The organism is Alcaligenes sp. RM2, from assembly GCF_052931795.1.
On record NZ_JBRFIO010000001.1, the window covers coordinates 554,721 to 577,527 of the forward strand.

The 22,807-nt window shown below is 56.1% G+C and carries 20 protein-coding genes; 16 read left to right on the forward strand and 4 right to left on the reverse strand.

The window, feature by feature from the left end:
* The first annotated feature begins 27 nt into the window (after positions 1-27).
* From acpS to ACU6HM_RS02570, 5 genes are read left to right on the forward strand one after another with little or no spacing between them, the layout of a single operon-like run.
* The gene (gene acpS / locus ACU6HM_RS02550) at positions 28-486 is read left to right on the forward strand and encodes a holo-ACP synthase (RefSeq protein ID WP_060185274.1); all 459 of its coding nucleotides are present in this window, start codon (positions 28-30) and stop codon (positions 484-486) included.
* Positions 483-1,538, forward strand: a complete 1,056-nt coding sequence (nagZ, locus tag ACU6HM_RS02555) for a beta-N-acetylhexosaminidase (protein WP_254499022.1) — start codon at positions 483-485, stop codon at positions 1,536-1,538. The genes acpS and nagZ overlap by 4 nt, the downstream gene beginning before the upstream one ends.
* Positions 1,501-3,324, forward strand: a complete 1,824-nt coding sequence (gene uvrC, locus ACU6HM_RS02560; RefSeq protein WP_250757239.1) for an excinuclease ABC subunit UvrC — start codon at positions 1,501-1,503, stop codon at positions 3,322-3,324. Before nagZ ends, uvrC begins: the two co-directional genes overlap by 38 nt.
* A 39-nt stretch (positions 3,325-3,363) precedes the next feature.
* A complete protein-coding gene (pgsA, locus tag ACU6HM_RS02565) occupies positions 3,364-3,936 on the forward strand; it encodes a CDP-diacylglycerol--glycerol-3-phosphate 3-phosphatidyltransferase (RefSeq protein WP_009455960.1) in 573 nt (190 codons plus the stop codon).
* Between the two features lie 5 nt (positions 3,937-3,941).
* Complete coding sequence (locus ACU6HM_RS02570; RefSeq protein ID WP_031231865.1) at positions 3,942-5,192, forward strand: MFS transporter; 1,251 nt, start codon at positions 3,942-3,944, stop codon at positions 5,190-5,192.
* A gap of 180 nt (positions 5,193-5,372) precedes the next feature.
* Here the strand turns inward: ACU6HM_RS02570 and queF are convergent, their stop codons facing one another.
* Positions 5,373-6,200: an NADPH-dependent 7-cyano-7-deazaguanine reductase QueF gene (gene queF, locus ACU6HM_RS02575; protein ID WP_446763309.1), complete on the reverse strand. Its 828-nt coding sequence runs from the start codon at positions 6,198-6,200 to the stop codon at positions 5,373-5,375.
* Between the two features lie 308 nt (positions 6,201-6,508).
* On the opposite strand from queF, the gene aceA reads away from it, so the two are divergent.
* From aceA to ACU6HM_RS02625, 10 genes are all read left to right on the forward strand, one after another.
* Positions 6,509-7,816, forward strand: a complete 1,308-nt coding sequence (gene aceA / locus ACU6HM_RS02580) for an isocitrate lyase (RefSeq protein ID WP_009455950.1) — start codon at positions 6,509-6,511, stop codon at positions 7,814-7,816.
* Positions 7,817-8,401: 585 nt separating this feature from the next.
* The gene (locus ACU6HM_RS02585; RefSeq protein WP_446763557.1) at positions 8,402-9,370 is read left to right on the forward strand and encodes a hypothetical protein; all 969 of its coding nucleotides are present in this window, start codon (positions 8,402-8,404) and stop codon (positions 9,368-9,370) included.
* A 1-nt stretch (position 9,371) separates the two neighbouring features.
* A complete protein-coding gene (gene ccoS, locus ACU6HM_RS02590) occupies positions 9,372-9,557 on the forward strand; it encodes a cbb3-type cytochrome oxidase assembly protein CcoS (RefSeq protein ID WP_009455947.1) in 186 nt (61 codons plus the stop codon).
* Between the two features lie 186 nt (positions 9,558-9,743).
* Positions 9,744-11,231, forward strand: a complete 1,488-nt coding sequence (gene ccoN, locus ACU6HM_RS02595) for a cytochrome-c oxidase, cbb3-type subunit I (RefSeq protein ID WP_021446465.1) — start codon at positions 9,744-9,746, stop codon at positions 11,229-11,231.
* A 10-nt stretch (positions 11,232-11,241) separates the two neighbouring features.
* Positions 11,242-11,901 (forward strand): cytochrome-c oxidase, cbb3-type subunit II, encoded by a 660-nt coding sequence (gene ccoO, locus ACU6HM_RS02600; RefSeq protein ID WP_336971515.1) that lies wholly within the window; start codon positions 11,242-11,244, stop codon positions 11,899-11,901.
* The gene (locus tag ACU6HM_RS02605; RefSeq protein ID WP_009455945.1) at positions 11,902-12,075 is read left to right on the forward strand and encodes a CcoQ/FixQ family Cbb3-type cytochrome c oxidase assembly chaperone; all 174 of its coding nucleotides are present in this window, start codon (positions 11,902-11,904) and stop codon (positions 12,073-12,075) included.
* Positions 12,072-12,989, forward strand: a complete 918-nt coding sequence (gene ccoP, locus ACU6HM_RS02610) for a cytochrome-c oxidase, cbb3-type subunit III (RefSeq protein WP_009455944.1) — start codon at positions 12,072-12,074, stop codon at positions 12,987-12,989. Before ACU6HM_RS02605 ends, ccoP begins: the two co-directional genes overlap by 4 nt.
* A gap of 37 nt (positions 12,990-13,026) precedes the next feature.
* Complete coding sequence (ccoG, locus tag ACU6HM_RS02615; protein WP_026482942.1) at positions 13,027-14,526, forward strand: cytochrome c oxidase accessory protein CcoG; 1,500 nt, start codon at positions 13,027-13,029, stop codon at positions 14,524-14,526.
* A gap of 18 nt (positions 14,527-14,544) precedes the next feature.
* Complete coding sequence (locus ACU6HM_RS02620; RefSeq protein WP_009455940.1) at positions 14,545-14,748, forward strand: FixH family protein; 204 nt, start codon at positions 14,545-14,547, stop codon at positions 14,746-14,748.
* A 66-nt stretch (positions 14,749-14,814) separates the two neighbouring features.
* Complete coding sequence (locus ACU6HM_RS02625) at positions 14,815-15,069, forward strand: hypothetical protein (RefSeq protein WP_022983138.1); 255 nt, start codon at positions 14,815-14,817, stop codon at positions 15,067-15,069.
* Between the two features lie 161 nt (positions 15,070-15,230).
* Here ACU6HM_RS02625 and ACU6HM_RS02630 read toward each other — a convergent pair whose 3' ends face one another.
* Positions 15,231-15,959: a helix-turn-helix domain-containing protein gene (locus ACU6HM_RS02630; protein ID WP_009455938.1), complete on the reverse strand. Its 729-nt coding sequence runs from the start codon at positions 15,957-15,959 to the stop codon at positions 15,231-15,233.
* Between the two features lie 324 nt (positions 15,960-16,283).
* Here ACU6HM_RS02630 and clpB point away from each other — a divergent pair, with 324 nt between their 5' ends.
* Entirely contained in the window at positions 16,284-18,875 is a 2,592-nt protein-coding gene (gene clpB, locus ACU6HM_RS02635; protein WP_446763310.1) for an ATP-dependent chaperone ClpB, read from the forward strand.
* Between the two features lie 321 nt (positions 18,876-19,196).
* Here the strand turns inward: clpB and ACU6HM_RS02640 are convergent, their stop codons facing one another.
* Positions 19,197-19,895, reverse strand: a complete 699-nt coding sequence (locus tag ACU6HM_RS02640) for an epoxyqueuosine reductase QueH (protein ID WP_009455936.1) — start codon at positions 19,893-19,895, stop codon at positions 19,197-19,199.
* 102 nt (positions 19,896-19,997) lie between these two features.
* Positions 19,998-22,754, reverse strand: a complete 2,757-nt coding sequence (gene glnE / locus ACU6HM_RS02645) for a bifunctional [glutamate--ammonia ligase]-adenylyl-L-tyrosine phosphorylase/[glutamate--ammonia-ligase] adenylyltransferase (protein WP_446763311.1) — start codon at positions 22,752-22,754, stop codon at positions 19,998-20,000.
* Positions 22,755-22,807 lie beyond the last annotated feature (53 nt).

Sequence of the window (22,807 nt, forward strand, 5' to 3'; positions counted from 1 at the left end):
TTTTGCAGTATTTTTTCTGATGACATCATGCCCCCAATACCGTCCGGTTTGATTGCCGGCATCGGCACCGACCTGATCCGTATCGAGCGGATCGAGCGCGCCTTGGCTCGTCATGGTGATCGCTTTGTAAAGCGCATTCTGGGCGAGCAGGAGCGAGAGGTCTATGCCCGCCGTCAGGCACGCGACCCGGTGCGCGGCCTGCGCTATCTGGCCACCCGTTTCGCAGCCAAGGAAGCTTTTTCCAAAGCGGTGGGGCTGGGCATGCGCATGCCTATGGCCTGGTCACGCATGCAAACCTTGAACGCGCCTGGTGGCCGCCCGGTAGTGCGCCTGTCTGCTGATTTGCAAGACTGGTTTGACGCCCGCTTCGGGGCCGTTCATATTTCCCTGACAGATGAATCCGATATGGCCATGGCCTTTGTTGTGCTGGAAGCCAAAGCGCCTGCCATTCCTTCCTTATCCTTAGCTGAGTCTGATACTAAATGAGTTCTTCCTCGCAAGCAGTGCTGCCTCCGGGCCCGGTCATGGTGGACGTGCAGGGCATGATCCTGACGGATCAGGAGCGTGAGCGCCTGCGCCACCCTCTGGTCGGTGGCGTGATCCTGTTCAGCCGCAACTTTGAAAATCGTGCTCAGCTGACCGCCCTGTGCCAGTCCATTCACGAAGCGCGAGATGAGCCATTGCTGATCGCCGTGGACCATGAGGGGGGCCGGGTACAGCGTTTCCGCGAGGATGGCTTTACCACGCTGCCCGCCATGAGCCAGTTGGGTCAACTGTGGACGCGCGATGCGGTCAAGGCCGCTGCTGTTGCCGCCGATACGGGCTATGTGCTGGCGGCCGAGCTGCGCGCTTGCGGCGTGGACATGAGCTTTACGCCGGTACTGGATCTGGACTGGGGTGTCAGCAAGGTGATTGGTGATCGCTCTTTCCACCGTAATCCCCGTGCCGTCTCCATGTTGGCAGCCGGCTTGATCCGTGGTTTGAACAAGGCCGGTATGGCTGCCTGCGGCAAGCACTTTCCTGGCCATGGCGGTGTAGAGGCAGATTCGCATCACGAGATTCCCGTTGACGATCGTACGCTGGAAGAGATTCTGGACGAGGATGCTGCTCCTTACGGCTGGCTGGGCACCTTGCAGCTACCTTCGGTGATGCCTGCTCACGTGATTTATTCCAAAGTGGACCCGCTGCCAGCCGGCTTTTCGTCATACTGGATTCAGCGTGTGCTGCGCAAGGCCCTGGCTTATGACGGCGTGATTTTTTCCGACGACCTGACCATGGAAGGCGCCACTGTCGTGGGCGATATCCTGGCACGTGCTCAGGCCGCCTTGGGGGCCGGTTGCGACATGGTGCTGGTATGCAATCGTCCTGATCTGGCCGACGACTTGCTCTCGCGCCTGGATTTCACGATTTCCGAGGAATCGCAAAACCGCATTCGTCGTTTGATGCCGACGACGCCAGCCCTGGATTGGGACGCTTTGCAAGCGGATGAACACTATCAATATGCCCGCGGACTTCAATCTAAAATCCTATCTGTCTGATTTGCCGAATCTGCCGGGCGTGTACCGGCACATCGACGAACAGGGCGAGGTACTGTATGTGGGCAAGGCGCGTGATCTCAAGCGCCGTGTCAGCTCGTACTTCCAGAAAACGCTGAGCAGTCCCCGTATTGCCCATATGGTGGCGCGCGTCGCGCGCATCGAGGTAACCGTTACCCGCAGCGAGGCCGAGGCCTTGCTGCTGGAAAACAACCTTATCAAGCGCCTGCGGCCGCGCTACAACATTCTTTTCCGGGACGACAAGTCCTACCCCTACCTGATGATCAGCGCCCACCAGGCGCCGCGTATTGCCTATTACCGGGGCAGTACCAGCGGAAAAGGGCATTTTTTCGGCCCTTATCCCAACTCCTGGGCAGTGCGTGAAACCATTCAGATCCTGCAACGGGTGTTTCGTTTGCGGACCTGTGAAGACAGCGTGTACGCCAACCGCAGCCGTCCCTGTTTGCTGCATCAGATCGGGCGCTGTTCGGCCCCCTGTGTGAACTTGATCGCGCCCGAGCAGTATCAGCTGGATGTGCAGCGCGCCATCAGCTTTCTGGACGGGAATACCTCTGAAATTCTGGGCGAGCTGCAAGAGCGCATGATGCAGGCTTCGGACTCGCTGGATTTCGAGCAGGCAGCGATTTTGCGCGACCAGATGAAAGCCCTGTCCGCCGTACTGCAGCAGCAAAGCATGGAGCAGGTAGGCAAGGAAGACGTAGACATTATTGTGGTGCTGAACGCCGGTGGTAAGTTCTGTGTGAACCTGGCCATGGTGCGTGGCGGCCGTCACTTGGGTGACCGTGCTTTCTTCCCCACCCAAATCAACGATGACACCCCTAGCGATGTGCTGGCCGCGTTTATCGCCCAGCACTATCTGGAGCGCCGCATGCCGCCGGTTCTGGTCTGTTCGCACGCTTTACCCGATGCAGACCTGATGCCATTGCTGGCCGAGCAAACCGGTGTGAAGGCGCGTGTGGTGGTGCGCCCCCAAGGGGTACGCAAGATCTGGCTGGAGCAGGCCACCAAGAATGCCGGTCTGGCCTTGGCCCGTGTGCTGAGCGAATCCACCGCTCGCGCTGACCGTACCCGAGCCCTGGCCGAAGCACTGCAACTGGACCTGGATGAGGCCCAGCTTGATACCCTGCACATCGAATGTTTCGATATCAGCCATACAGCAGGGGAGGCCACCCAAGCCTCGTGTGTGGTTTATAAACACCACGAGATGCAGAACTCGCTTTATCGCCGCTACAACATTGCAGGCATCACGCCCGGCGATGATTATGCGGCCATGCGCCAAGTGCTGAACCGACGTTTCTCGCGGGTTGCCGAAGGTTTGGCGCCTTTGCCCGACATTGTGTTGATCGACGGTGGCAAGGGGCAGGTGGAAATTGCCCGCCAGGTTTTTGTGGAACTGGGCCTGGATATTCACGTCCTGGTCGGCGTTGCCAAGGGTGAAAAGCGTAAAGTAGGTCTGGAAACCCTGGTATTTGCCGATGATCGCCCGCCTGTGGCTTTGGGTGTGGAGTCGGCGGCACTGATGCTGGTCGCTCAGGTGCGTGACGAAGCGCACCGTTTTGCCATTACGGGCATGCGTGCCCAACGTGCCAAAACGCGCAATGTGTCACGCCTGGAAGATATTGACGGGATTGGCGCCAAACGGCGTCAGCGTCTGCTGGCTCGCTTTGGTGGTTTTAGTGGCGTTGCGGACGCAAGTATTGATGAGCTTAGTGCGGTTGATGGAATATCCACTGAACTGGCCGAACGCATTTATCATGCTTTACGATAGGCTAGAGCCTTTGTTTTAAATTAGGTTGGTATCCAAGCTATGCCTTTTAATCTGCCCATAGCCCTGACGTGGCTTCGCATCGTTCTGATCCCCTTGATCGTCGCCCTGTTTTATCTGCCAGCGAATTGGCTGAGCATGGAAACACGCGATCTGTGGGCCGCTTCGGTGTTTATCGTGGCCGCCGCAACGGACTGGTTTGACGGCTGGCTGGCTCGCCGCTGGAACCAGACGTCCTCATTCGGGGCCTTCCTGGACCCGGTTGCGGACAAACTCATGGTCAGTGCCGCTTTGCTGGTCTTGCTGGATCTGGGCCGTGTGGACGCCTTTATCGCCCTGATTATTATTGGCCGCGAAATCACCATTTCGGCATTGCGGGAATGGATGGCCAAGATTGGTGCCAGTGGTAGTGTGGCTGTTCACCGCTTGGGTAAATTCAAGACTGCGGCGCAAATGGTTGCCATTCCTTGTCTGCTGTACTGGTCGCCTGTCATGGGCCTGCCGACACGGATCATTGGGCAAGCCCTGATTATTGTCGCTGCAGTCCTGACGGTCTGGTCCATGTGCTATTACTTGCAGAAGGCCTGGCCGGAAATCAAGAAAAAGCAGCTTTAAGTTAAATGGCTAATTCATCAACAACGACGCTGGATGGGGCGGGGCCTGACGGTTCACAGGACTGGCGGGTTATTGGCGTTATTGGTATCGCCCACGCCAGTTCGCACTTCTTTCAGCTGATTCTGCCCACACTGTATATTTCCCTGGGCCAAGAGTTCGGTTACGACTTCCTGACCTTGGGTGGTCTGGTGACCACCTTTTATCTGGTGTCCTGTTTTGGGCAGGCCTCTTCCGGTTTTCTGGTTGACCGCATCGGCGCCTTGCCGGTCCTGAAAGTGGGTCTGTCCTGTTTTGTGGTGGCGGCCTTGCTGATCGGGACGGCCAATGGCTATGGAATGCTGTTGGCGGCTGCCTTGATCGGTGGCGTGGGCAATGCCGTGTTCCACCCGGTGGATTACTCCATCCTGAATCATCGTGTCAGCCCGGCTCGTTTGGGCCACGCTTTTAGCGCACACGGTTTGACTGGGAATCTGGGCTGGGCCCTGACGCCGGTCTTTATCACCACGCTGACTATTTACTTTAACTGGCGTGTTGCCGTGCTGTCGGCGGCAGCCCTGATTGCGGCTATTCTGGTGCTAGTCCTGATCAACCGGGATGCCTTGGCGGGACGTACAGCCTCGGGAACAGCGCCTGCACGTCCACAGAGCAAAGAATCGGTTTGGACGACGCTATCTACTTTGCTGTCCCGTCCTTCCCTGTGGGGTGCCTTCCTGTTCTTTGCCTTTGCTACGGCAGCGATGGCCGTGGTGCAGAACTACACCATTCCTATGCTGCATAACACCTATGGCATTGATAAGGTGACGGCGGGTACGGCTTTGTCCGGTTTCATGCTGGCCTCGGCAGCGGGCATGTTTGTGGGTGGCTTTATTGCTTCCACGACACCACGTTCTGAATTGATTGTGTTTGTGTCCCTTTGCGTATCGGGCGCTTTGTTGCTGGTACTGGGGGCAGGTTGGGTCATGCCTTCGTTGGCCTTGTTCGTGGTGGGCGCGGCTGGCTTTTGCTCGGGTATTGCCTCGCCATCGCGGGACATGCTGATACGTCGTGTCACTCCCAAAGGGTCTACCGGCGCAGTGTATGGTCTGGTGTACTCGGGCATGGACGTAGGTTCTTCCCTGGCACCAGTGGGCTTTGGTTTGCTGCTGGACGTGGGTTTGACCCAGGCTCCCTGGTACGGCGCAGCCATCGGGTATTGGACTGCGGCTGGCCTAGCGGTGTATGTGGCTTCTACCGTAAGCCGTGCGGCCAAATCCTGATTGGCTTGAAGCTATTCATGGCTACTTGGAAAGCCCTAAAAGAGAACCCCAAAAACCTGTCAAGTTTTTGGGGTTTTTTCTTGCCCTGGCTGCGTCTTGCTGCGGAGCTTGGCACCTTGAATCCAGAAAGGCGTATTGGCCCTCCTGGTTCAAACATCTCTAGCTGGCTTTATATAGAGATCACTGACGCGCCAGGCGAGGTTCGTCCACGCTATCCGCGTGGCTGCTGCGCCAGGGATTGATGTCCAGGCCACCGCGGCGGGTATAACGCGCGTACACCAGCAAACGCTCGGGCTGGCAGCTTTGCTGGATATCGCTGTAGAGGCGTTCTACACAATGTTCGTGGAACTCGGTATGCCAGCGCAGTGAGACGATATAGCGCAACAAGGAAGCCGGATCAATCTGCGGGCCGGTATAGCGTACTTGCACACTACCCCAGTCGGGCTGGCCGGTAACGGGGCAATTGGACTTGAGCAAATCAGAAACCAGGGATTCGGTCACGATGGGGGCATCTGGCAGGCATTGCAGCAAGCCGCTTTGTGGCGTGTAGTCCTGAATGCTGATGTCCAGCTCATCAATGCAATGGCCTTCGAGCTGACGGATAGGCTGGCCGTTCAAGGCCTTGAGCGGAATCAGCGTCACATTGACAGCGGCACCGGCAACCGCGCTCAAGTCTTGCTCCATGCGTTGCACAAGGCTGGCCGCATCTTCCACCACTTCATCATTGAACGAGTTCAGATAAAGCTTGAAGGATTTGGACTCGATGATGCGTGGGCTATTCCAGGGAATAACAAAGCGCGCCAGTGCGACGACAGGCTTGCCTTTGGGATTGAGCCAGGAGATCTCGTAACCGTTCCAGATATCGGCGCCATGCCATTGCTCGGGAAGCTGAAGCGCCTGGCGGTTCAGGGAGCGCTCAATACCAAACAGGACACTGGGGTCGTACTGTGTGGGATAAACCACATCGTGCCCAAGAGGCGAGTCTTTAAGAGGGGAGTTGTTGCTCATTGACGGGTGCTGCAGAAATAAAACGGGAAACCGGTGCAGCGAGCAGGCGCTCACCGGGCGGTATAAAGGCGATTATCCCACATTGTGAAATCCTTGTCTCAGTATGCAAAAAACGGCTTGCGCGCCGCACAGTTTTTCATTTCACAAACAGGTAAGTAATTTCATATCTCGGAATTAATTATATATCTATATGATTTTTAAAAGAAAAATATTTACTCTTATATAAGATAGAAAACATGGATGCGGTGCAGCATTTGGGTAGACTGTAGTCATCTTGTTCACTGTTAAATCCATCTTAGGAGTTCACCATGAATGCTCGAGAAACTGAGATCCGCAATTTGCAAAAACGCTGGGCAGAAGACCCACGCTGGCAAGGTATCAAGCGTGGTTACACCGCTGAGGAAGTGATTCGTTTGCGTGGTTCTCTGGTTGAGGAGCACACCCTGGCTCGCCGTGGTGCTGAGCGTCTGTGGCAATCCATCAATCAGGAACCCTTTGTGAACGCACTGGGCGCTCTGACGGGTAACCAGGCCATGCAACAGGTCAAGGCCGGTTTGAAAGCGATTTACCTGTCGGGTTGGCAAGTGGCTGGCGACGCTAACAGCGCTGGCGAAATGTACCCTGACCAGTCGCTGTACCCCGTCAACTCGGTGCCATCCGTGGTGCGTCGCATCAACAACTCCCTGGCCCGTTGTGATCAGATCCAGTGGATGGAAGGGGTGAACCCGGGTGACGAAGGCTACGTGGATTACTTCGCTCCTATCGTGGCCGACGCGGAAGCCGGTTTCGGTGGCGTGCTGAACGCATTTGAATTGATGAAGGCCATGATTGTGGCTGGCGCTGCTGGCGTTCACTTCGAGGACCAGCTGGCTTCGGCCAAGAAGTGTGGTCACTTGGGTGGCAAAGTGCTGGTGCCAACTCGTGAGGCCATCTCCAAGCTGGTGGCTGCTCGTCTGGCTGCTGACGTTCTGGACGTTCCCACCATTCTGGTTGCCCGTACGGATGCGGATGCAGCGGACCTGATCACCAGCGATGTGGACGAGTACGATCGCCCCTTCATTCTGGATGAGCGTACGGTGGAAGGCTTCTACCGCACCCGTGCCGGTCTGGATCAAGCCATTGCCCGTGGTCTGGCCTACGCTCCTTATGCCGATCTGGTCTGGTGCGAAACCTCCACACCGGATCTGGAGTACGCCCGCCGCTTCGCGGAAGCCATCCACCGTCAGTTCCCTGGCAAGCTGCTGTCCTACAACTGCTCGCCATCGTTCAACTGGAAGAAGAACCTGGACGACGCCACGATTGCCAAGTTCCAGCGCGAGCTGGGTGCCATGGGCTACAAGTTCCAGTTCATCACTCTGGCTGGTTTCCACGCACTGAACTACGGCATGTTCGAGCTGGCCCATGGCTACGCCCGCAACCAGATGAGCGCCTTCGTTCAACTGCAGGAAAAAGAGTTCGCCGCTGCACCCCTGGGCTTTACCGCTGTGAAACACCAGCGCGAAGTGGGTACAGGCTACTTTGATGCTGTCACTCAGACAGTTGAAGCCGGTAAGTCCTCGACGACCGCACTGGCCGGCTCCACAGAAGCCGAGCAGTTTGCGCCCTCCGAGGCATAAGCAGGACAGGGAAGGGTAGATAGCCCCTTCTCTGGTTGCAGGCAGCCCACCGTACGCTCCAGTCGGTGGGCTGCTTTTTTATTGGCACACTTTTTTGCTTAAAAGCTACATATTTCAAATATCAAATTTGAAGGCTTGATATTTGGTGGAAGCTGTTTTGAACAGAGTTTGAAAGTATGGAAAGAGGGAGCGGAAACAAGCCCGGAAAGGCTTGCAAAGCGGGTGGTCAGACCTGCCTGTTCTTCAATTCAAGGTGCACGTTTGCGTGGATTGATTTGCATTCACAGAGCTACATTATTTCGTCATGAAAAGTCTTGATAATCAAGGCATTCTCATAGGGAAAAGGCGTGGTAGACTTTGGCCGCGCAAGAGACGCACAAGCAGTGCGAAATCCTTGCCCTGTGTTGCGGATGGGAATAAAAAAAAGGCTGCCAATAAGCAGCCTTGAAAGCATTGAACAGTTAGCGCCGCGTTGGGGGGGTAACGGCCTGAACAAGATGCATAAGGACAACGATATAGGATCGAAGCAAAGTCGTATTGATTTAAATCAAGAATGAAGAAATATCAGTGGCTTATAGTCCTTCCATGCGCGCATATTCGATTTTTTCTCTTCCAAAGCCCCTCACCGATGAGCAGCGGTCGCGTCGGCGACATACATTAGCCCGTTTGGGCCTGTCTTGGCTGGCTGCCATGCAGGTGATGATGTTTGCTTTCCCTGGCTATATGCGCTCTTTCAGCACTCGCGCTGAAGACATTGAATCTCTCTCGCAAGTCATTGTGCTCATGAACTGGGCGGGCCTGTGCTTGACCATGCCTGTCGTGCTGTACTGTGCCTGGCCCATTCTAAAAGGGGCTATCAAAAGCTTGTCCGAAGGTCGTGTAGGCATGGATGTGCCGGTGGCCTTGGGTATTGTGGGTGCCTTCCTGCCTAGCGTGTACAACACCTGGATCCAGCAGGGTGAGGTGTACTACGACTCGGTCACGATGTTCGTGGCCTTTTTGCTGACTGCCCGTTATCTGGAGCTTTGCGCGCGCCAGTCGGTGACGCAGTCCGCATCCCATGACCTGATCGAACGCTTTCGCCAGTCTGTGACAGGTCATGCCAATACTCTGGCATTCTGGTTTGTCAGCATTCAGCTGGTATTGGCCGCCGCATTTGGTCTGGTCTGGTACTGGATGGACCCTTCGCATGTCGTTCCCGTTGTGGTTGCCATGCTGGTCATGAGCTGTCCCTGTGCCATGTCCATGTCGGTGCCTTCGGCCGTCGCTTCGGCGCATGCCGGTTTGCTGGCCCGACCTGCCAAGAATGAATTTGAAGTTGTACAACTGACCCAGCAAACCGGCCGCATCGCCCGTCAAAACCTGTACGGTTCGATTGTCTGGCACTTGCTCATGACTCCTTTGGCGGCCTTGGGCATTGTGGCTCCCTGGCTGGCCGCCGTCAGCATGCTGGTGTCCTCTTTGGCCGTGGCGGCCAACTCCTGGCGCATCTATCGCAGCCGCACCCGCGAGGTGCCGGCTCAGTGGACCGGTCCAGCAGCAAGGCAGGGCTGATATGTTTGGCTCTTTGCTGGTCCTGATCCCCATCTCCATTTTCCTGGTCATTGTTATCGGTGTCTCTTTCTGGTGGGCCATTTTTGCTGGCCAGTTTGAAGATACGGGCAATGCGGCTGATTCCATCTTGCTGGACGACGACTCCACAGCGGGTTTGTCGGGAGCAGAGCGTCCACCCGATTCCTGATACCTTCCAATTTTTTTGTTTTTTAGCCCTGCAAATGGTCGGCGACACACAGTCTGCGGGGCGGAAACACGCGCGAGCGCGTGCTTTCCGAAGTTTTTTGATAAGCATCAAGTAGCAGATTACCGACTTGCTGGATGATGTAGCTTGTTGTCGCTTGTATTAACAATGTTTGTTTAGGGGAAGCAAATGGGCACTTCCGATGCAGTCGGAAATAACGCCGAAGTCTTCAATTACGGGATTGTGAGGCAGTTCGCCATCATGACCGTATTTTGGGGCGTCATCGGCATGGCAATAGGCCTTTTTATTGCCTTGCAGTTGATTTGGCCAGAACTCAATTTCGACACACCGTGGCTTAGTTTTGGACGTCTGCGTCCACTGCATACGAACGCTGTGATTTTTGCCTTTGGTGGCACCGGCTTGTTCGCGACATCCTACTATGTCGTGCAGCGTACCTGTCAGGCCCGTTTGTTCTGCGACAAGCTGGCAGCCTTCACCTTCTGGGGCTGGCAAGCCGTGCTGGTGGCCGCGGTCATTACCCTGCCTATGGGTTACACCAGCTCCAAAGAGTACGCCGAACTGGAATGGCCGATTGACATCCTGATCACGCTGGTCTGGGTGGCTTACGCCATTGTGTTCTTTGGCACGATCGTCAAGCGCCGTGTGCGTCACATTTATGTGGCCAACTGGTTCTTTGGCTCCTACATCGTTACCATCGCTGTACTGCACATTTTCAATAACCTGGAACTGCCAGTCAGCTTCATGAAGTCCTACTCGGCCTACGCCGGTGTGCAGGACGCCATGGTGCAGTGGTGGTACGGCCATAACGCCGTGGGCTTTTTCCTGACCACGTCCTTCCTGGGCATGATGTACTACTTCATCCCCAAACAGGCCAACCGCCCCATCTACTCCTACCGTTTGTCCATCGTTCACTTCTGGGCTCTGGGCTTTACGTACATGTGGGCAGGTCCTCACCACTTGCTGTACACCTCCTTGCCAGACTGGACTCAGTCCCTGGGCATGACTTTCTCCCTGATTCTGCTGGCTCCCTCCTGGGGCGGCATGATCAACGGCATCATGACTTTGTCGGGTGCCTGGCACAAGCTGCGTACTGACGCGATCCTGAAGTTCATGGTTGTGGCTCTGTCCTTCTACGGTATGTCCACCTTTGAAGGCTCCATGATGGCTATCCGTACGGTGAACGCGCTGTCGCACTACACCGACTGGACCATTGGTCACGTGCATTCCGGCGCGTTGGGCTGGGTTGCCATGATTACCTTCGGTTCTCTGTACTACCTGATTCCCCGTCTGTACGGCCGTACTGAAATGGCTCGTCCTCGTCTGATCGACCTGCACTTCTGGCTGGCTACCCTGGGTGTGGTGCTGTATATCGCCGCGATGTGGATTGCCGGTGTGATGCAAGGTTTGATGTGGCGTGCTACCGGTGTTGATGGCACCTTGACGTACAGCTTTGTGGAAGTCGTGAAAGCTACTTACCCCTTTTACGCAATCCGTGCTTTGGGCGGCGCCTTCTTTGTGGCCGGCATCTTGCTGATGTCCTGGAACGTGTTCCTGACCATCCGTGCAGGCGAGAAAGGCATCAACCCTGTTGTGCCCCTCAAGAACCCAGACGCCCGCGATCCAGCCCTGGTGGGTCCAACCCCTGTGCTGGCCTAAGGAGTAAATCATGGCTAATGACACTAATAAGCGCTTTTCGCACGCCACGATCGAGAAAAATACCGGGCTGCTGATCATCCTGAGTATCTTGGTGATTTCCTTCGCTGGCCTGGTACAGATCGTACCTTTGTTCTTTCAACACTCGACGACCCAGCCCACTGAAGGTATCGAGCCATACGAGCCTTTGCGACTGATGGGACGTGACATCTACATCCGTGAGGGTTGTGTGGGCTGTCACTCGCAGCAGATTCGTATGCTGCAGTCCGAAGTGCAGCGTTATGGTCCTTACTCGCTGGCTGGGGAGTCTGTCTATGACTACCCCTTCCTGTGGGGTTCCAAGCGTACTGGTCCTGACCTGGCCCGTGTTGGTCAGCGCTACAGCGACGAATGGCACCGCATTCACCTGCGCAACCCACGTAACGTGGTGAAAGAGTCCAATATGCCCGCCTACCCATGGCTGCAGAAAAACTCGGTCGAAGGTGAAAACATTCAGGATCGCATGAAGGTATTGCGTACGTTGGGTGTCCCCTACACGCAGGAACAAATTGATGCTGCTCCTCAGGAGCTGGTAGGCAAGACCGAAGAAGATGCGGTGGTTGCTTACTTGCAGGGCCTGGGCGTAGCCAGTCGCGACGCAGCTGCTAGGGCTGTGGAGCAGGGGAGCCACTAAATGCTAGCCATCATCAACGGTGTTATGACTGCTTTGGCGATGGCGACCTTCCTTGGCATTTGCTGGTGGGCGTTCTCTCGGGGACGCCGCCAGGCCAACGAAGAAGCCGCGCTTCTGCCTTTCGCCTTGCCCGACGAGGGATGCAACGATAAAAACCCTGGGGGTTCCGAATGAGTGACTTTTTTAATAATGGCTGGAGCCTCTGGATTTCCGGCATCGCCTTGTTAGGCATCATATTTTGTTTGTGGCTGTTATTTACTCAGCGTGCATTTCTGGGCAAGACGGTCGATGTGGAAGAAACCGGCCACGTCTGGGATGGTGACCTGACCGAGCTGAACACGCCGGTGCCTCGCTGGTGGACCGTGATGTACATCGGTTTGTGTGTGTTTGCCTTGGGTTACCTGGTGCTGTATCCCGGCCTGGGCAGTTTCAAGGGCACATTGGGGTTTAGTTCCGGCCAGCAGGTCAAGCAGCAACAGGCCGAGATCAATGCTCGCCTGGAGCCTGTGTACGCCCGTTACCGCGAAATGCCTATTGAAGAGATCGCTCGCGATCAGGAAGCCCGCGAAATTGGTCAGCGCCTGTTTCTGAACAACTGCGCCCAGTGTCACGGCTCTGATGCGCAGGGTTCTCCCAGCTTCCCTAACCTGGCCAATAAAGCCTGGTTGTGGGGTGGCGAGCCCGAGCAGATTCTGCACACCATTACCGAAGGTCGTACCGGGATGATGCCGCCACAAGCGCAATTCACCCCCGCTCAAGCCTCCGACGTGGCTCAGTATGTGCGTTCCTTGTCCGGCCTGGCTGCAGATCCTCTGCGTCTGGTGGCTGGTAAGCGTGTCTATGACAGCGCATGTTTTGCCTGTCACGGTGCGGATGCCAAGGGCAACACCTTGTTGGGCGCTCCTGATCTGACGGACGATTACTGGTTGTATGGCAGCTCCGAAGCCACCATCGTTCAGACCGTCTTGCAGGGCCGTACCAACCAGATGCCGGCTCAGAAAGCCACTTTGACTCCTGAGCAGATTCGTTTGCTGGCGGGTTGGGTCTGGGGCTTGTCGAACAATGCCGAGCCTGCCCAGGCTAACTAATGTGTTTTAAATTGATCTGACGCCTTCAGGACTTGCAATGAGTAGTGATTCTTCCCAACCCAGCGCTGATAACGCGCAGGGAACTGTGCCCAAGTGGCAACCTCCACGTAACACCAAGGGAGCGGGTGGAACCTCTCCGCAAGTCGAGAAGGCGCTGGTCGATGTACGCAGCAAAATCTATCCACGATCCGTCAAGGGCGTATTCGCCCGCTGGCGGATCTGGATGGTGTATTTCACGCAGATCATTTTCTATGGTCTGCCCTGGTTGGAATGGCATGGCCGTCAGGCCGTGCTGTTTGACCTGCTGGAACGCAAGTTCTACATCTTTGGCATGATTTTGTGGCCCCAGGACGTTATTTACCTGACGGTGCTGCTCCTGATATCTGCCTTCTCCTTATTCCTTTTCACCGCCATGGCCGGACGCTTGTTCTGTGGCTATGCCTGTCCGCAGACGGTCTACACCGAGATCTTCATGTGGGTCGAGCGCAAGGTGGAAGGGGACCGTCTGGCGCGTATCCGCTTGGATGAGCAAGCCTGGAACGCCCGTAAATTGCGTCTCAAAGCGACCAAGCACTTCCTGTGGATTGTGATTGCTTTGTGGACCGGCTTTACCTTTATCGGCTACTTTGCTCCTATCCGCGAACTGGGTGGCGAGCTGATCGCCCTGTCTCTGGGCCCTTGGCAGTGGTTCTGGCTCTTGTTCTACGCCTTTGCCACCTGGGGTAACGCCGGTTTCATGCGCGAAGCCGTCTGTAAGTACATGTGCCCCTACGCACGTTTCCAAAGTGCCATGGTGGACAGCGATACCTTTGTGGTGACCTACGACTTTGTGCGTGGTGAAACCCGCGGTGGTCGATCTCGCAAGATTGACCATAAAGAAGCCGGTATGGGTGACTGTGTGGACTGCAGCCTCTGTGTTCAGGTCTGTCCGACCGGTATTGATATTCGTGATGGCCTGCAATACATGTGTATTGGCTGTGGCGCCTGTGTGGACGTCTGTGACCAGGTCATGGACAAGATGGGCTATGAGAAGGGCCTGATCCGCTACACCTCGGAGCGCGCCATTAAAGAGCGCATGACGCAATCGCAGGTGCGGCGTCGCATGCTGCGCCCGCGCGTGCTGTCTTATATCCTGATTCTGGCCGTCATTTGCGGTGCCTTCGTCTACACCCTGGCAACCCGTACCCCGATGCGTGTGGACGTGATTCGTGACCGTGGTGCTCTGGGCCGTGAAGTGCCTGGCGGCATGATCGAAAACGTGTTCCGTCTGCAAGTCATCAATACCTCGGAAGAGGCGATGGAGTTGCAGTTGTCCGTAACAGGTCTGGAAGGTGCACGCATTCACTTGACCGAGAACGGCCAGGATCACATTCATGTGGCCCCTGCAGGCAATAGATTGTTGCCTGTCGTGGTGCAAGTCCCAATTAGTAGTGCCAAGCCAGGCCTGTATGATATTTCCATTCAGGCAGTCGGCGAGCATGAAGGCGGCCGCAAGACCTACGTGAATGAACGCAGTAGTTTCTATATTCCTCAGTAACTTTATAAAGAGCAAAACATGGACGAATCAAAGGACAGTGGACCCTGGTGGCGTGAACCGTGGCCCTGGTTGTTGATGGCCGGCCCGGCTCTGGCTATCGTGGGCTGCGTCATTACCATTGTGCTGGCGTTCCAGAACTTCAGTAATCAGGGAGTGACGGACGGCGGCGTCAAGCAAGGTCTGGTCGTCACCAAAGGCGAGCCTGCCCGCGAGCAGCGCTAAAAGTAGTTGATACACCGTTACGCTAGGGTTGAGAGAAGTATGTTTCCGTTCAAGAAGGGGGTACGAATGACCATCCGATCGTTGATGTGGATACTGTGGCCTTCATTCCTGGTCGCTGGGGTACTGAGTGCAATTGTGTTTGCTTTGGTAGACCCGTTGGACATCGTTGTGCTTGGACATATGCAAGTAGATCGACTGACCTTTTACACGGTGGCGTTTTTTCTGTTCTGGGTGGCCGCTGCGGTGGCTTGTACGCTTAGCCTGTATATGTCCTCTGGTTCGCCAGCGGTACTGGCTGAACCGGCAGATAGTCTGGACTGATTTCGACAAGCGCCAAACGACAAAAAAGCACATGCAATTTGCATGTGCTTTTTTTGTACGCGCTTGGCGCTGGGGAGTGATGCAGCAGGCCCTAGAGACGTTCAGAGCCTTGCGTAAGCCCTAGGCAATACCAGGTAAAGGCAAGGAGCCAGCCAGTGGCTTTAATCGCACTCCGTGCCTGCCAGAGTGCGCAGGGCGGCCAGATCCAGCAAGTGGACTTCACGCTGAGAAATTTTCAGCAGACCTTCGCGCGCAAAACGCGAGAACAGGCGGCTGACCGTTTCCAGTGTCAGGCCCAGGAAGTTGCCGATTTCTTCGCGGCTCATGCGCAGAATGAATTCGTAAGGGGAGTAGCCAAGCAGCGACAGGCGCTGGGACAGGTTCAGCAAGAAGGCGGCCAGGCGCTGCTCGGAACGCAGTCCGGCCAAGGTCATCATCAGTTGATGGGCGCGGTTGATTTCCTTGCTCATCAAGCGACGGAATTGTTGTTGCAAGATAGGCAGTTGGGCCGACAGGCGGTCCAGATCATCAAGGCGGATCACACAGACTTCGCTGTCTTCCAGGGCGATGGCATGGGAGACATGGCGGTTTTCAACCAGGCTATCCATGCCAAGGATTTCTCCTGGTAATAAAAAGCCCGTAATCTGGATGTGGCCGGTGGAATCTTCCAGCTGCATCTTGATCGAGCCAGAGCGCAGACCATAGATTCCTTCGACTGAGTCGGCCAGTCGAAACAGCACGCCGCCCTTGGGGATGCGGATGCGCTCCTTGACTAATTCGTCCAACCGCTCCATTTCATGCTTAGGCATCCCAAGAGGTAGACATACCTCATTGAGCATACAGCTGGAGCAGCGTATGGAGTCAGCGGTAACCGAGATACGTTTTTGCATAAGGAATAATGTCAGATGGCGAAACGCTAAATCTTTGAGTCAAATCAAGTGTAATTGTAGCTTTTTATTGGTTGGTATTCCCGCTAATCCTTAATATGTTTAGTTCTTAAGAGCTGCGCCATGCGGGAAGCGGCTGCCCATGCCGGGTACAGCGCGGTCAGACTGCTCTTGCCAGGTTGTTGTTTAAAAGCGATCCAAACACTTGAATACTTGGTTTTTGGCCTTATCTTCAATTCATCCTGTTATTTGTTGCGAGATCTGAGCGAGCAGTATTTAGTAACTGTTTGCTTTAGCTTATCGCATATTTTCTCAAGTGAAAATTCTATGCGAATCGATAAATTGACAACGAAGTTTCAACAGGCTCTAGCCGATGCGCAGAGCCTGGCTGTTCGCGAAGACAACCCCTATCTGGAACCCGCCCACGTACTGGTCGCCTTGCTGGCCGATGCCGATTCCGGCACTGGCAGCTTGCTGGCTCGTGCGGGCGTCGCCATTCCCCGTCTGGAAAACGAGCTTAACCGCCTGATCTCCAATCTGCCCAAGGTACAAGGGGCGGAAGGTCAGCAGCAGCTCAGCTCGGCTCTGCAAGCCGCTTTGGCCAAAACCGACAAGGAAGCCGCCCAGCGCGGTGATACCTATATCGCCAGCGAGTTGTTCCTGCTGGCCCTGGCTGACGACAAAGGCGAAACCGGTCGTGCCTTGCGCGATGCCGGCTTGCAGCGCCGTGCCTTGGAAGCGGCCATCGAGGCCGTACGCGGTGGTGCCAATGTGAGTGATGCCGAAGGTGATAGCAACCGTGAGGCGCTGGACAAGTACACCACTGACCTGACCGAGCGTGCCCGTCTGGGCAAGCTGGACCCGGTGATTGGCCGTGACGACGAAATTCGTCGCACTATCCAGATTCTGCAGCGTCGCACCAAGAACAACCCCGTGTTGATTGGTGAGCCTGGTGTAGGTAAGACCGCCATTGTGGAAGGCTTGGCGCAGCGTATCGTGAACAACGAAGTGCCCGAAACCCTGAAGGGCAAGCGCGTTCTGGTGCTGGACCTGGCTGCCTTGCTGGCAGGTGCCAAGTACCGTGGCGAATTTGAAGAGCGTCTGAAAGCCGTCTTGAAAGAGCTGTCCAAGGACGATGGCAAAACCATTGTCTTTATTGACGAGTTGCACACCATGGTGGGCGCCGGTAAGGCCGAAGGTGCCATGGATGCCGGCAATATGCTCAAACCCGCCTTGTCGCGCGGCGAGCTGCACTGTATCGGTGCTACTACGCTGAACGAGTATCGCCAGTACATCGAGAAAGACGCGGCTCTGGAGCGTCGTTTCCAGAAAGTGCTGGTTAACGAACCGGACATGGAGTCCACCATTGCGATTCTCCGTGGTTTGCAGGAGCGCTACGAGCTGCACCACGGTGTGGCGATTACCGACCCGGCCATTGTGGCTGCGGCCGAGCTATCGCAGCGTTACATTACGGACCGTTTCCTGCCCGATAAGGCCATTGACCTGATCGACGAGGCCGCGGCCCGTATCCGCATGGAGATCGACTCCAAGCCCGAGGTCATGGACAAGCTGGATCGCCGCATCATTCAGTTGAAGATTGAGCGTGAAGCCGTCATCAAGGACACGGACGAAGCCTCTCAGCGCCGTTTGCAGGCCATCAATGACGAGATGGAGAAGCTGCAGCGTGAGTACAACGACTACGAAGAGATCTGGAAAGCCGAAAAAGCGGCAGTTCAGGGCTCGCAAGTCGTTAAAGAGGAAATCGAGAAAGTGCGTGCCGAAATGGCCGAGCTGCAACGCAAGGGCCAGTTCGACAAGTTGGCCGAGCTTCAATACGGCAAGCTGCCCGAACTGGAAGAGCGCCTGAAAGCGGCTGAAGCCAATATGGACAAGGCTGATCAGGACAAGCCTCGCTTGTTGCGTACACAGGTTGGTGCCGAGGAAATCGCGGAAGTGGTTTCGCGCGCAACCGGTATTCCTGTGTCCAAGATGATGCAGGGCGAGCGTGAAAAACTCTTGCAGATGGAAGACTACTTGCACAAGCGTGTGGTCGGCCAAGGTGAAGCCGTACGTTTGGTGTCGGATGCCATCCGTCGCTCGCGTGCCGGTCTGTCTGATCCTTCCCGCCCTTATGGTTCCTTCCTGTTCCTGGGGCCAACCGGTGTGGGTAAGACCGAACTGACCAAGGCATTGGCCAACTTCCTCTTTGATTCCGAGGATCACATGATTCGTATCGACATGAGCGAATTCATGGAGAAACACTCGGTGGCTCGTTTGATCGGGGCGCCTCCCGGCTACGTGGGCTATGAAGAGGGCGGTTACCTGACCGAGGCCGTGCGTCGCAAACCTTATTCGGTGATTTTGCTGGATGAGGTCGAGAAAGCACACCCCGACGTCTTTAACGTGCTCTTGCAGGTGCTGGACGATGGCCGTTTGACCGATGGTCAGGGCCGTACGGTGGACTTCCGCAATACGGTGATCATCATGACCTCGAACCTGGGTTCGCAGCATATTCAGCGTTTGTCGGGCGAGCCTTACGATGTGATCAAGGAAGTGGTGTGGGAAGAAGTGAAACAGCATTTCCGCCCCGAGTTCCTGAACCGTATCGACGAAGTGGTGGTATTCCACGGTCTGGAAGCAGAACACATCGAGTCCATTGCTCGTATCCAGCTTGAGCGTCTGGATCAGCGTCTGGCTCAACGTGACATGCATCTGGAAGTCAGCGAGGCTGCTTTGGCGCAGTTGGCCAAGGCCGGGTTTGATCCTGTGTTTGGTGCACGTCCGTTGAAACGTGCTATCCAGCAGCACATTGAGAACCCGGTGGCACGTCTGATTCTGGAAGGTCGCTTTGGTCCTAAAGATGTGGTGCCTGTGGACTGGAAGGACGGCGAGTTTACGTTCACCCGCAGTATCCAGTAATGAGCAGGCTCTGATTACTGCTGTGCTGGTGAGCGTTGAGCAGTAGAGCGGACCAGCGCATGCAGTAAGCCTTAGTTGAAACGGCAGTAAAAAAAGCGCCTTGGGCAACCAAGGCGCTTTTTCTTTGGCTCGACGGATTGTTTCAAGCTTGGGTTGCTTTACCTGTGATCTGTGCCACCCACTTGGGTTTTGGCAAAGACAAAGCTATTCAGAATCCTGGTGGGGCTTATCGATGCACTGTTCGTATAAGGGACAACTGTCAAGCAGAGGCTGTTTCAGCCAGGTGTGCTAAGTCCGCCAGGACGACCGTTCAGGCCTCGCTTATGCGTTCTTTTGCGCCGGTGCTGGGGGCGGAGTCAGGTCCAGCTCATCCTTGCCGTAGAACTTCACACCGATCTCGACACGAGGGCGGCCTTGCGAGCGGCGGTGGCGGTTGGTGTCGCGCAGCGAGTACACGCAGCCGCAATATTCCTGCTGATAGAAGTTCTCGCGCTTGCTGATCTCCAGCATGCGTTGCGAGCCGCCACCTTTGCGCCAGTTGTAGGTCCAGTATTTCATCTCCGGATAACGGGCTGCGGCGCGCTCGCCGCAGTCGTTGATCTGGTTCATGTCTTTCCAGCGCGAAATACCCAGGACGCTGGAGATGATGTCGTAGCCATTTTCATGGGCGTAGAGGGCTGTGCGCTCAAAGCGCATGTCAAAGCAGACCGTACAACGCTCGCCGCGCTCGGGGGCGTGTTCCAGGCCGCGTACGCGTTCAAACCAGTTATCCACGTCGTAGTCGGCATCAATAAATTCGATACCGTGCTGTTCGGCAAAGCGGATGTTTTCCTGCTTGCGCAGTTCATATTCGCGCACCGGATGGATATTGGGGTTGTAGAAGAAAACGGTGTATTCAATCCCCGAGGCGTGCAAGGCCTCCATCACCTCGCCCGAACAGGGGGCGCAGCAGGAGTGCAGCAGCAATTTCTCGCGCTTTTCCGGCATGGTTAAAACTGGACGATTGAGCTGAGTGGACATGAATCTGAATCCGAGAAAAAAGGCGTCCCGAGTCGGTCGCACAATAAATCAATGCGACTATTGTAGATTCTTGGCAAAGTTTAGTGAAATCAATCTGTTGCCTTAGTACCCCAGGACCTCGTCCCATAGTCGCGTCACGGCCTGCCGTTCCTGAGTTAGTTCGGTCTGCGGGACACGGGCTTTTTCCGCCCCTTCCAGACGTAATGCGTGCTGACGACGGCGCAGGGCACGGTAGGCATCGGCAACTTCCTGAGCATGGTCAACCGCAATCAGGCCCGCTTGCGCGGCAATGCCCAGCAAGGCGATGTTGCCCAGGTTCTCCAGCAGCTTGGGATGCTCTCGGCTATGGCACAGCACCAGATATTGGGTGATGAACTCCACATCCACCATGCCGCCACGGTCGTGCTTCAAATCAAACAGCTCGCTGCGGTTGGGGTGCCCGGCACTGATCTTGTCTCGCATGTCCAGAATGTCTGCGCGCAGTTTGCGACGGTCACGTTCCATCAACAAGATGGAGCGGCGGATTTCATCGAAGCGTTCCTTGATCTGGGCATCCCCGGTCACAAAACGGGCACGGGTAATGGCTTGATGCTCCCAGGACCAGGCGCTACGGGTTTGATACTGCTCGAAGGCATCCACACTGACGGCCAGTAAACCGGCATCGCCATCCGGGCGCAAACGCAGGTCAATATCGTAGAGACGACCGGAGGAGGTCATGGCCGACAACCAACTGGTCATGCGGCGAGCCAGTTTGATGTAGCGCTCCACATTGTCCTGGCTGGGGTCGTCATAGAGAAACACCAGATCCAGGTCCGAGGCGTAGCCAATTTCCTTGCCGCCCAGCTTGCCGTAGGCGATGACGGCAAAGCGGGGCGGGGTGTCGTGTTCAGGGCCCAGGCTGCGGGGGCGCGTCAGAGGCCAGGTACGCTCCAGCGTCTCGGCCAGCATCATGTCGGCCAGGGCCGAGAGCTGGTCGGCCAAGGCCTCCACCGTCAGCACGCCTTCCAGGTCCTGAGCCAGTAATTGGAAGGTGATCTGGTGCTGCCAGTCGCGCATCATGTTCATTTGCTGTTCGACATCGGCCTGGCCATCGGGCAGACGGCAGGCGTCCAGGTCGCGGCACATTTGCTCGGACAGGGCCGCAAAGTCCGGAATTTCCATTAGCGAATGCCATTCGATCAGGCTGTCCAGCAGGAGCGGGTATTGAGCCAGATACTGGGCGGCCCAAGGGCTGGCTGAGACAATACGGGCGACGCGGGCCAGCGTATCGGGGTATTCAGCCAGCAAAGCCAGATAAGCACTGCGTTGGGCGATCAGCTCGATCAGGTTGAAGAGCCGTGTCGCTGTCATTTCCGGGTTTTCGGAGCGGTAGGCGTAGTCCTCAGCCAAGGGGATCAAGCGTTGTACGCGATCCAGGCTGGCATTGGGCAGGCTGCGCAGGCGATGGCTGTTCAAAAGTGCCTGACGCAATTGTTCGATGCGTTCCCGCAAAGCCTGATCTTGCTCGGCGCTGTTGACTTCGAGGGTGGGGGCTGCCGCTACAGGAGGCTCGGCACTGGCTTCTTCCCCCATACCCGCTAGACGGAAGGCATTGCGGAAGGTATGCGACACAAACTTTCTGTGCTGGCCTAGCTGCTCGTCGAAATCGGCCAGGCTCAGGCCCAAGGTGGCGGCCAGCTCGGTGCGCAGCTCCTCGTCCTGGGGCAGCAAATGGGTTTGTTCGTCTTCGCGATACTGCAGACGGTGTTCGACACGTCGCAAGAAGGTATAGGCGGCCAGTAGCTTGTCGCAGACCTCCTGGTCCAGCAGACCGGCTGCGCATTGACCGCGCAGAGCCTTGTGCAGGCTGGTTGTTTGCAGGGAAGGCTGTCGTCCACCACGTATCAGTTGATTGAGCTGGACTACAAATTCAATTTCTCGAATCCCGCCATCCCCCAGCTTGATGTTGTGCCAGGTCTCCACGCCATTGCGGTTCAGGGCGCGGCGTGTCCAGTCCTGACGGATGCGCTCGCGCAGGCCGCGCAGGGCGGACAGGGCATCAAAGTCAAAATATTTGCGGTACACAAAAGGGGTACGCAGCGCTTCGAAGTGATGTATATCGCCAGCGCTACGGCTGCCTTCAAAGGCCTGGGCCTTGATGGGGCGCGCCTTGATCCAGGCATAGCGTTCCCACTCCCGGCCTTGATTGACCAGATAGTTTTCCAGGGCCTGCATGCTCCAGGCCAGCGGCCCCGAATCACCGTCCGGACGCAGACGCAAGTCGGTGCGAAACACCTGGCCGAAGGCATCCGTATCGGACAACACGGGCATCATGCGCTGGGTTACTTTGCCGTAAAACTCGTGATAGCTCAGGGGGCGGCGACCATCGGTTTCGCCGTCCTCGTCGTAGAGCATGATCAGGTCAATGTCCGAGGAAACGTTTAATTCTCCCCCGCCCAGCTTGCCCATACCCAAAATAATCATCTCTTGGGGCAGGCCGGTTTCCGAGTTTTTAGGAATACCGTGTACGTCAGCCAGTTGCCGGGCCACGGTTTCATAGGCTTGTGCCACGGCCAGATCAGCCAGGCTGCTCATGGCCTGCATGACTTCTTCCAGTGGAGCCAAGCCATTGATATCGCGGATCATCAGCACCAGAAAGACCCGTTCGCGCAGTTGGCGCAAGGCCTGGCGCACTTGTGCCAGACGATCATTATCGGGCTCGGGCAGCAAAGTCCTATACCATTGCGTAATCAATGCGGGGGTGACAGGGTGTTGGGCTTGCTCTTCCAGCCACGCTCCAAATTGTGGCTGAGCGTTTACTTTTCGACGCAAGGGGCCGGACCATTGCATCACGGGCTTCAATATAATGGACTGGCTCATACGATAAGAGGCTTTTCGGATAAGGGGGAACGACAAGTGAAATGACTTGTCTG